Source organism: Terriglobia bacterium (assembly GCA_036496425.1).
Taxonomy (GTDB): domain Bacteria; phylum Acidobacteriota; class Terriglobia; order 20CM-2-55-15; family 20CM-2-55-15; genus 20CM-2-55-15.
In genome coordinates this window covers 1-8,148 of the sequence record DASXLG010000311.1, presented here as the reverse complement: position 1 = coordinate 8,148, position 8,148 = coordinate 1, and the positions used below count along the sequence as shown (strand labels likewise).

At 55.8% G+C, this 8,148-nt stretch carries 8 protein-coding genes; 3 read left to right on the top strand and 5 right to left on the bottom strand.

What is annotated here, in order from left to right; genetic code table 11:
* Positions 1-115: 115 nt before the first annotated feature.
* Both VGK48_22855 and VGK48_22850 read right to left on the bottom strand, forming a co-directional pair.
* Positions 116-931 (bottom strand): glycosyltransferase family 2 protein, encoded by an 816-nt coding sequence (locus VGK48_22855; protein ID HEY2384025.1) that lies wholly within the window; start codon positions 929-931, stop codon positions 116-118.
* Between the two features lie 214 nt (positions 932-1,145).
* Positions 1,146-2,804: a bifunctional glycosyltransferase/class I SAM-dependent methyltransferase gene (locus VGK48_22850; GenBank protein ID HEY2384024.1), complete on the bottom strand. Its 1,659-nt coding sequence runs from the start codon at positions 2,802-2,804 to the stop codon at positions 1,146-1,148.
* A gap of 103 nt (positions 2,805-2,907) precedes the next feature.
* On the opposite strand from VGK48_22850, the gene VGK48_22845 reads away from it, so the two are divergent.
* Together VGK48_22845 and VGK48_22840 are read left to right on the top strand one after the other, a co-directional pair.
* The gene (locus tag VGK48_22845) at positions 2,908-3,552 is read left to right on the top strand and encodes a hypothetical protein (GenBank protein ID HEY2384023.1); all 645 of its coding nucleotides are present in this window, start codon (positions 2,908-2,910) and stop codon (positions 3,550-3,552) included.
* Positions 3,553-3,700: 148 nt separating this feature from the next.
* On the top strand, positions 3,701-5,212 hold the full coding sequence (locus VGK48_22840; protein HEY2384022.1) for a FumA C-terminus/TtdB family hydratase beta subunit: 1,512 nt from the start codon (positions 3,701-3,703) through the stop codon (positions 5,210-5,212).
* A 10-nt stretch (positions 5,213-5,222) separates the two neighbouring features.
* Here the strand turns inward: VGK48_22840 and VGK48_22835 are convergent, their stop codons facing one another.
* Together VGK48_22835 and VGK48_22830 are read right to left on the bottom strand one after the other, a co-directional pair.
* Positions 5,223-5,693 (bottom strand): hypothetical protein, encoded by a 471-nt coding sequence (locus VGK48_22835; GenBank protein HEY2384021.1) that lies wholly within the window; start codon positions 5,691-5,693, stop codon positions 5,223-5,225.
* A gap of 183 nt (positions 5,694-5,876) precedes the next feature.
* Entirely contained in the window at positions 5,877-6,407 is a 531-nt protein-coding gene (locus VGK48_22830) for a DJ-1/PfpI family protein (GenBank protein HEY2384020.1), read from the bottom strand.
* A gap of 39 nt (positions 6,408-6,446) precedes the next feature.
* Here VGK48_22830 and map point away from each other — a divergent pair, with 39 nt between their 5' ends.
* The gene (gene map / locus VGK48_22825; protein ID HEY2384019.1) at positions 6,447-7,199 is read left to right on the top strand and encodes a type I methionyl aminopeptidase; all 753 of its coding nucleotides are present in this window, start codon (positions 6,447-6,449) and stop codon (positions 7,197-7,199) included.
* 20 nt (positions 7,200-7,219) lie between these two features.
* Here map and VGK48_22820 read toward each other — a convergent pair whose 3' ends face one another.
* Positions 7,220-8,119, bottom strand: coding sequence for a VWA domain-containing protein (locus VGK48_22820; GenBank protein HEY2384018.1), 900 nt, complete (start codon positions 8,117-8,119; stop codon positions 7,220-7,222).
* Between the last annotated feature and the right edge of the window lie 29 nt (positions 8,120-8,148).

Genomic DNA, 8,148 nt, shown 5'->3' with positions numbered 1-8,148 from the left:
ACAACCTTGAAAAACGGAAACTGGTGAGTCCCCTCGCACATACTTCAATAAGCGGTGCGGCTGAACATTAGATTAGTGGATGGATTCCCAGGGATTGCAGGCAGTTGTCAGGTCTTTACCTGGACATTCGATGTATCTCTTTGCCGGAGGAGGCGCTGCCTGAGGGCGTTCTGCCGATCTCCCCGGATTTCGTGCCATTCAGTTTTGGAATCTCCCGGAATGAACTGTCTCGCGTACTGAAGAGATTGAAACGCAAGATGTACCACAGCGCAAGTATCCCGTCTTTCAATCCGATTTTTTTGCCCTGTTCATACGTCCGGCCATAGTAGCTGATCGGTACTTCGTAGATCGCCACTCCGAGTTTTGCGATTTTCGCCGTAATCTCGATTTCGATTCCGAAACCGCTGGACACGATAATCATGTTCCGGATGATTTCGCCCCGGAGTGCCTTGTAGCCGGTTTCGACGTCGGTCATGTTGAGATTCGTCAGGGAATTCGACAGCAGAGTCAGAACGCGATTTGCCAGGTAGTGGTAGAAGTAGAGGACACGCGACGCCCGTCGAACGAGGAACCGGGAGCCGTAAACGACGTCGGCATGGTTATCGATGATCGGCTGCACCACATGGAAGACTTCTGCGGGATCGTATTCAAGATCGGCGTCCTGGATGATAACGATGTTTCCGCGGCTCCGCTCGAAACCTGCCTTAAGCGCCGATGTTTTGCCTCCGTTGGGCTTATGAATCGCCTGGATGCGTCCATCTTCTCGCGCCAGGGCGTCGATGATTTCGGCGCTGCCATCCGTTGAACCGTCATCGACAATGATCAGTTCCAGCTGGAGGGGCACCTCGGTGAGCACACGCCGGGTGATGGCCGCGACCGTCTCGCGCTCGTTGAAGACCGGCATGATGATGGACAGATCTACAGTTTCCATGACACCTTCGTAGACCGCACCATCATAACGCTACGCCTCATCCACGGCCAGAATGTTGCGGATTCAATGGAAAAGATTAGTTAGCCGCAGATGACGCGGATCACGCAGATGGGGCGCAAAAACGAACTTCATGATGCGCCCCCATCTGCGTCATCCGCGTCATCTGCGGCTAAAAAAGTTTGGTTGCGGCATAGCCGCGCTGTGCTTTTTGTGGCTAATCTCCCTGTTGAACAGGGACGTTGACACTGCCGTGCGTCTGAATGGCTTGACTGAGCAGCCACTCGGACGATGGTAACGGAGCCACAACCATGAGAATCTGGTAGGAAAAAAGCCCTTTCGACAGGTGAATCAGGAGGCGATTCAGCTTCAGTAAGAGCCGCCCGAGTATCTTGTTGCCCACCGCCAGCGGAAATGGGGCGGGAATCCCCCGAATCTCGTCAATCCGGTAACCGGCCTGTTCGAAAAGCCTCCGCAGGGTCGTAAAGGTAAATAGCCGGCTGTGCGTGAGATCGAGAATGCCCCTGGCCCCATAGTTGAATGCGCCGAGCAACAGCATCAACCTGGTGACAAGGAACCCGATATTGCCCGTTGTTACGATGACACGCGTAGCCCTTCCCTCAGTGCGCAGCCGCCGCAGCTCGGCAACAAACGTCTCCGGAGACTGGAGATGCTCGATGACATCCAGCAGAAGGATGTAGTCGAAATCGGCTGTATCGATCGGTAGCGGCAGATCGTTCAAATTGTGCCTGATGAACCGTTCGAAACGCGGCTGGCCCGGAAGTGGGGTCACATCCATTGCCGTAATGCGGCAATTCTTGGTCAAAAGAGCGCTCGAGACGACACCGGATGCGCACCCCAGATCAAGGACCCGCGTGTCTGGCGGTACGCGGTCAACGACAAGCGTATGGGAGCTGTCAAAGGCCAGCTTGGATTCGTACCGCGCATGACTCTGACGCACGTCGAATTTGCGCTCGTAGAAGATTCCCAGGTCCTGGGTATATGCGACCAGACTGGCGGCGCAGACATCCCACGCATACCGGAAACCGTTTACATAGCAGACCTCATCGCCATAGTACGTGGGAATAGGCAGTTCCTTGATCCGCAGCCCGGCCCGCATGAATTGGATAATGATGTCGGTATCAAAGTGAAACTCATTTGCATTGAGTTGAAACGGCACGCTTGCCAGTGCTTTAACAGAATAGAGCCTGTAGCCGGAATGAAACTCGCTGAGGGAACTGCCAAGCAGCCGGTTTTGTATTCCGGTCAGAATCCGGTTGCCGATGAATTTGTACGCCGGCATTCCCCCGCGCAATGCATCCCATTTCCCTATCATGCGCGATCCGAAGACCGCGTCCGCTTCGCCTTTAATCAGAGGCTCCAACAAGTCAGGTAAACGTTCGGGCGCGTACTGGCCGTCCCCATGGACCAGCGCCACAAAATCAAATTCATTCCGAATCGCGTAGAGAAAGCCGACCTTCTGATTTCCGCCATAGCCGAGATTCACGGGATTAAACAGAACAGTCAGTGGAAAGGGCAGATGACTTTCCCGTTCCAACGCTCTGGCCTGTTCCACTGTGGCGTCGCTGGAAGAGTCATCGATCACGAGAATCTCGGTGTCATAACCCGATAATTCGATAGGAACGCGGCGAAGCACCTGCTGAATCGTTCGCTCGGCATTGTAGGCGACGATGAAGATGAGAACCCTGGGCTTTCGAGACGTCAGTGTGTGCACGCCGTCACATTTTACACCCACCCGGCACCGCATCCGTTGTTGCGCAACGAAGCTGAATTGTTCTACATCATCGAGGGCGCCGGCGAACCCCATCAGTTCCCAGCCGTCGAGGGCGATGGATTGAGGCTGATGTCGATGCACTTTACCCAAAAAAGTGGGTTAAGAACCGTACTGGCCCGCGGTCACAGAACCCCCCGGCATTCACGAATTCAGAGGAGTAAGATTGAATCAGGTGGGGAAGGTTATGAAGCAGTGGATTCTGATCTTCAGCGTCGCGGGAATTCTGCTCTTAACGGCTACCACATTCGGATCCGGGCCGGAGATTATCAATCGGGACGGAAAGGTTTCGATCAACGCCGACGCCGTTCCCTTAGGCGAATTCCTGGGTCTTTGGGATCGGGCGACGGGAATGCAGTCTTCTGTACCTCCTGAATTGACGGGCTATAAAATCACGGTCCACTTCGCAGATCTCAGTATCAGTGATGCCGTTCGTACAATGTTCTCTGGACAACCGTTTGGATACGGTCTTATGGAGGGCCGCGGGATTGTTGTGACGGCACCCGCAAGGGGTATTTCAGAGCCCAGAGCCGAATCAGAGCCCGTTGAGATCGACAGCAATGTACCGGAGTCGGTCGAATCGTCCGGCTTTCCTCAAACTCAGAGGATGAAGCCGCAATTGGCGCCGCCAGAGCCGGTTGTTGTTCCGACACCGTTCGGTCCGGTCGTCAGTCCGGACGGATACCAGCCACCGATGCTGCAGCTTCCACCTGTAGCGGCGCCACCGCCGCCACCGTTCTTCCAGCCAGAGGCGCCGCCAGTTCCCCCTGCCGGCGCCCCGAATGGGCCGGCAGAGAACACTCTGTTCGGTCCGCTGTCGATTCATAAGTGATGGAGCCGAGCAGGTTTTAGCCGCAGATGACGCGGATGCCGCAGATGGGGGCCCTTATCTGCGTCATCCGCGTCATCTGCGGCTAAACTGCTCAGCTGCCAATGATCTGGTAAACTGACAAATTCATTTTGTCTTTACCGGAGTGTGTATGAATCGCGAACTATTCCGTAACAATATTCTTGAACTGATCCGCAGGACCTCTGCGTTCCTGCCGCCCGATGTCGAGGCGGTCATTAATCTCCAACGCAAGCTTGAGGCTTCCGGATCGAAGGCCGACTTTGCGCTGGAATTGGTCGCGCAGAACATCGGACTGGCGAAGGCGAGATCGCTTCCCATCTGCCAGGATACCGGGACGATCGGCTTTTACTTCGAAACCCCGAGCGGCGTCGACCAGATCGAGCTTGAAGAACTTTGTTGCGAGGCTGTTAAACAAGCGACCACCAAGGGTTACCTGCGCCAGAACTCTGTGGACAGCGTTGACGGCACCAACAGCGGCGACAATCTCGGGCCCGGCAGCCCGGTTTTTCACTGGGAGCAGACGCGCGATTCCAACATTCATGTCCGGCTCATTCTGAAAGGCGGCGGATGCGAGAACATGAGCGCGCAATACAGCCTGCCCATGGAAATTCAAGGCAAGCGCGTGGACCGGAATCTCGAAGGCGTTCGGGCATGCATCCTGGATGCAATCTGGAAGGCGCAGGGAAAGGGCTGCGGACCGGGGTTCATCGGCGTCGCGATCGGTGGCGATCGTGCATCGGGTTATGACTTTGCGAAGCGGCAGCTTTTGCGAACGGTGGAAGACGCCAGCCCGGATCCAGTGCTGGCCGAACTGGAAGCGCGCGTCATGAAGGAAGCCAACACGCTCGACATCGGCCCCATGGGTTTTTCCGGCAAGTTCACAGTCGGATGCTGCAAAATCGGCAAGCTCAACCGCCTGCCGGCGTCGTTTTTTGTTTCAGTTGCTTACATGTGCTGGGCCTACCGGCGGCGCGGCGTCGTTCTCGACGGAACGGGAAATGTCGTCGAATGGCTGTATCAGGCGCCTCATGAATTCCAGCACGAAGAACCGATGCCGGAATTGACGTTGCCCGCAGCCGACGTGGTTCGACTGCAGACGCCGCTAAGCGAAGCCGACGTTCGAAAGCTCAAGGTCGGAGATGTCGTCCTGCTCGATGGCGTGGTGTTCACCGGCCGCGACGCGGTTCACAAGTACCTGCACGACGGCGGGGAACTGGACGTCATCCGGAACGGCGTGATCTATCACTGCGGCCCCGTCGTGCTCAAGAACGGTGACGAATATCGCGTGGTCGCCGCAGGTCCGACCACATCCATTCGCGAAGAGCCCTATCAGGCAGATATCATCAAACGGTTCGGCGTGAAAGCCGTTATCGGCAAAGGCGGCATGGGACCAAAGACGCAGAAGGCGTGCCAGGAACATGGTTGCGTGTACCTGCACGGAATCGGCGGCGCCGCACAGATCTACGCCCAATGCGTGCAGCGCGTGCTCAGCGTACGGCTGGAGCAGTTCGGCAGTCCTGAGGCCGTCTGGGAACTGGAAGTGAAGAACTTTCCGGCCGTGGTGGCCATCGACGCTCACGGCAACAACCTGCAGCAGGTGGTTACCGACCATTCCAGGGAACTGCTGGCCGCGACTCTGTAGAACCAATTATTTATTCCGGTCTGCAGCCCGAGTACATCACATCGGAATCAAACCCGAGACTCTGACCGGACGCGAGGAAGATCGAGGTGGTGATCTGTCCGGCCTGGCTCAGATTCATACTGTGGCTTCCGCTTCTGTCGTTCAAGGTGACTGTGGTCTGCTGGGGCGGCAAATGGAGATAACTGACCATGAGCGGTCCCGAAACGGACCGCCCGATGCCCGTCACATAGTTCTGCCCGTTCTGGCATCCGGTCGGAGCGATGTGGATATCCGGCGTTCGAATCACCTCGACTCGCGGGACGTTTCCCCCGGGGTTGATATTGACCATCGGAGGCACATTCGTCGGGTTGATATTCACCCGCATGTATGCCGCGCCGGTCGAATCCAGCTCCGGCGGCCGCTGCGCATGCGCAATAGCGATAAAAACCAGAGTAATCAGAATGAGGTTCGCAACCAGGACGGTTCTTGCCCACTTCGACATAGATCAGCCCTCCATCTCTATGTCTATAACAGACAACCGCCCGGAGAGAAGGGTTCGCGGTAAATAATGTGATTAAAGATATTGGATCATTGCATCATCGCAAGTTTCTTCATTTCTTCAATTGAAGCAATGAAGAAACGTCGAAATGATGCAATTTGAATTAAGGTTTTTTTGCGAAATACACTAGCCCAGCATTGCGCTCCGGATCGCCTGCCCGAACCGCTGTGAATCCGGCGGTCCTTCGGCCAGGATGATGTTTTTATGGATGATCAGCGTCTCTTTCACGTAGTGTGCGCCGGCTTCCTTGAGGGCTTCGATCGCCTGAGGCAGGAAATATACGGTCGCTTCGAGACCTTTCAGCAGGTTTGCTTTCGCAAGGACAACCGTTGAAAGACAGATCGCCGCGACGATTTTTCCTGCGGCCGACATGGCGGCGACAAGTTCCTGCAGCTTTTTATCCTTCCAGAAGAACTCCGGTACGGATGATCCCCCGCAAACGATGATGGCGGAATAGTCGTCTGCTTTGGCGTCGGCGATGGCAATCTCCGATTGCGCGACGGTTCCTTTCATGCCGCGGCAGGTCCGAACCGACGTCGAAGCGATAACAATCCTGGCGCCTTCGTCCTCGAGAATCTTTTTGGGCTCGAGAAACTCTTCGTCCCTGAATTGAGTATGAGGAATCACGATAAGAACTTTTTTACCTTCGAGTTTCATGCCGGGATTATAGCGTGCAGCCTGTTAGAATGTTTACTGATGATTCATCTGAAGAGCGCGAAAGAAATCGAAATTATGCGCGGCGCGAGCCGGATTGTGGGCGAAATCCTGCTTGAGCTCCGTGAAAACGTGCGCGAAGGCGCGACGACCGCGGACATCGACAAGATTGCGGAAGACCTCACTCATAAAAAGAAGGCGAAGCCGGCATTCAAGGGCTATCGCGGGTTTCCGGCCAGCCTCTGCATTTCAGTCAACGATCAGGTCGTTCACGGTATTCCATCACCAAAGAAGGTTTTGAAGAACGGAGACATTGTCGGCCTCGACTTCGGCGTCATCTACGACGGTTATTACGGCGATTCCGCGATGACTGTTCCGGTCGGCGCGATTCCACCGGAAATCGACCGCCTCGTCAAGATAACGGAACAGTGCCTTTATCGCGCGATCGAACAGGCCGTGCCGGGCAACTATCTTTCAGATGTTTCGGCGGCCGTGCAGCAACTGGCGGATGCCAATAATTACGGCATCGTGCGGGAGTTCTGCGGCCACGGCATTGGCCGGTCGCTTCACGAGGATCCGCCGGTATTGAACTACGTCCACAACGGCAAAGGACCGAAGATCAAAGCCGGTCTCGTGCTTGCGATCGAACCGATGATCAACCTGGGCACGGAAAAGGTGAAGGTCCTTGAAGACGGCTGGACGGTGATCACCGCGGACGGCAAGCCGTCGGCGCATTTCGAGCACACGATCGCCGTGACCGCGAATGGGCCCGAAATTTTGACCAAGGTCAATTAAATTACATTGATCCAATGTAATTAGTTACCCTCTCCCGGCCCGTAATATCCATGCCGATAATTGGCGGTGAGTCTGGCAGTGGCCGGCACGCCCGGCGGCGGGGCGACTTCGATGCGGATCGAGCGCCAGGAGCCATTCCGTGCCGGGTTGGTGGGCAGATATCCGAGCGTGTATTGCTCCCGGAGGTCGCGTGCAATGTGTTCCATGTCGGCGCGCGCCTCATCCACTGTTAAAGGAAAATAGGCGCGGCCACCGCTGGCTTCAGCGATCCGTATCAGGGCATCTTCCGCTTTCTGGCCGCCCGAGGCGCTGAGCAGACCGACCGTGTAAACGGCGACGTGGGCGTGTTTGGTTGCGTCGACGGCTTCGCTCAGGGTGTGCTTGCTGGAATTGTCCACGCCATCGGTGAAGAGAAGTATCGCTTTCTTCGTATTTTTCGCAGCTTCCATATGGTCCAGGCCGAGGAGCAGCGCATCGTAAATCGCCGTTTGCCCGTAAGGCTTGACCCCTGCCAGAGTGTCTTCCAGGAGCGGGATGCTGCTGGTAAAATCCCGGTCGAGCCGGGCGCTGTCATCGAAGTGGATGATGAAAGTCTCGTCGTCAGGATTGCTCTTACGCACAAATGAGAGGGTTCCCTCATCCATCCGCTGCTTCCGGGGCTCCATGCTGCGGCTGTTGTCAATGACTAATCCGAGGCTGACCGGACTATCTTCGTGCTTGAACAGGGTGATTTTCTGCTCTGTCCGGTCCTCGAAAATCCGGAAATCGTCCTTTTTCAGGTTGCCGACGGGACGGTCCTTCTCATCGGTGACATTGACGTGCACCTCAGTGAGATCCACGTGAACATCGAGCTTGTAGGCCTGTTCCTGCGCCCACAGGACCGGCACCAGCAGGAAAAAAATAAGTGCCAAACTCTTCATTTTAATCATTATGTATTGCCCAACCGCGG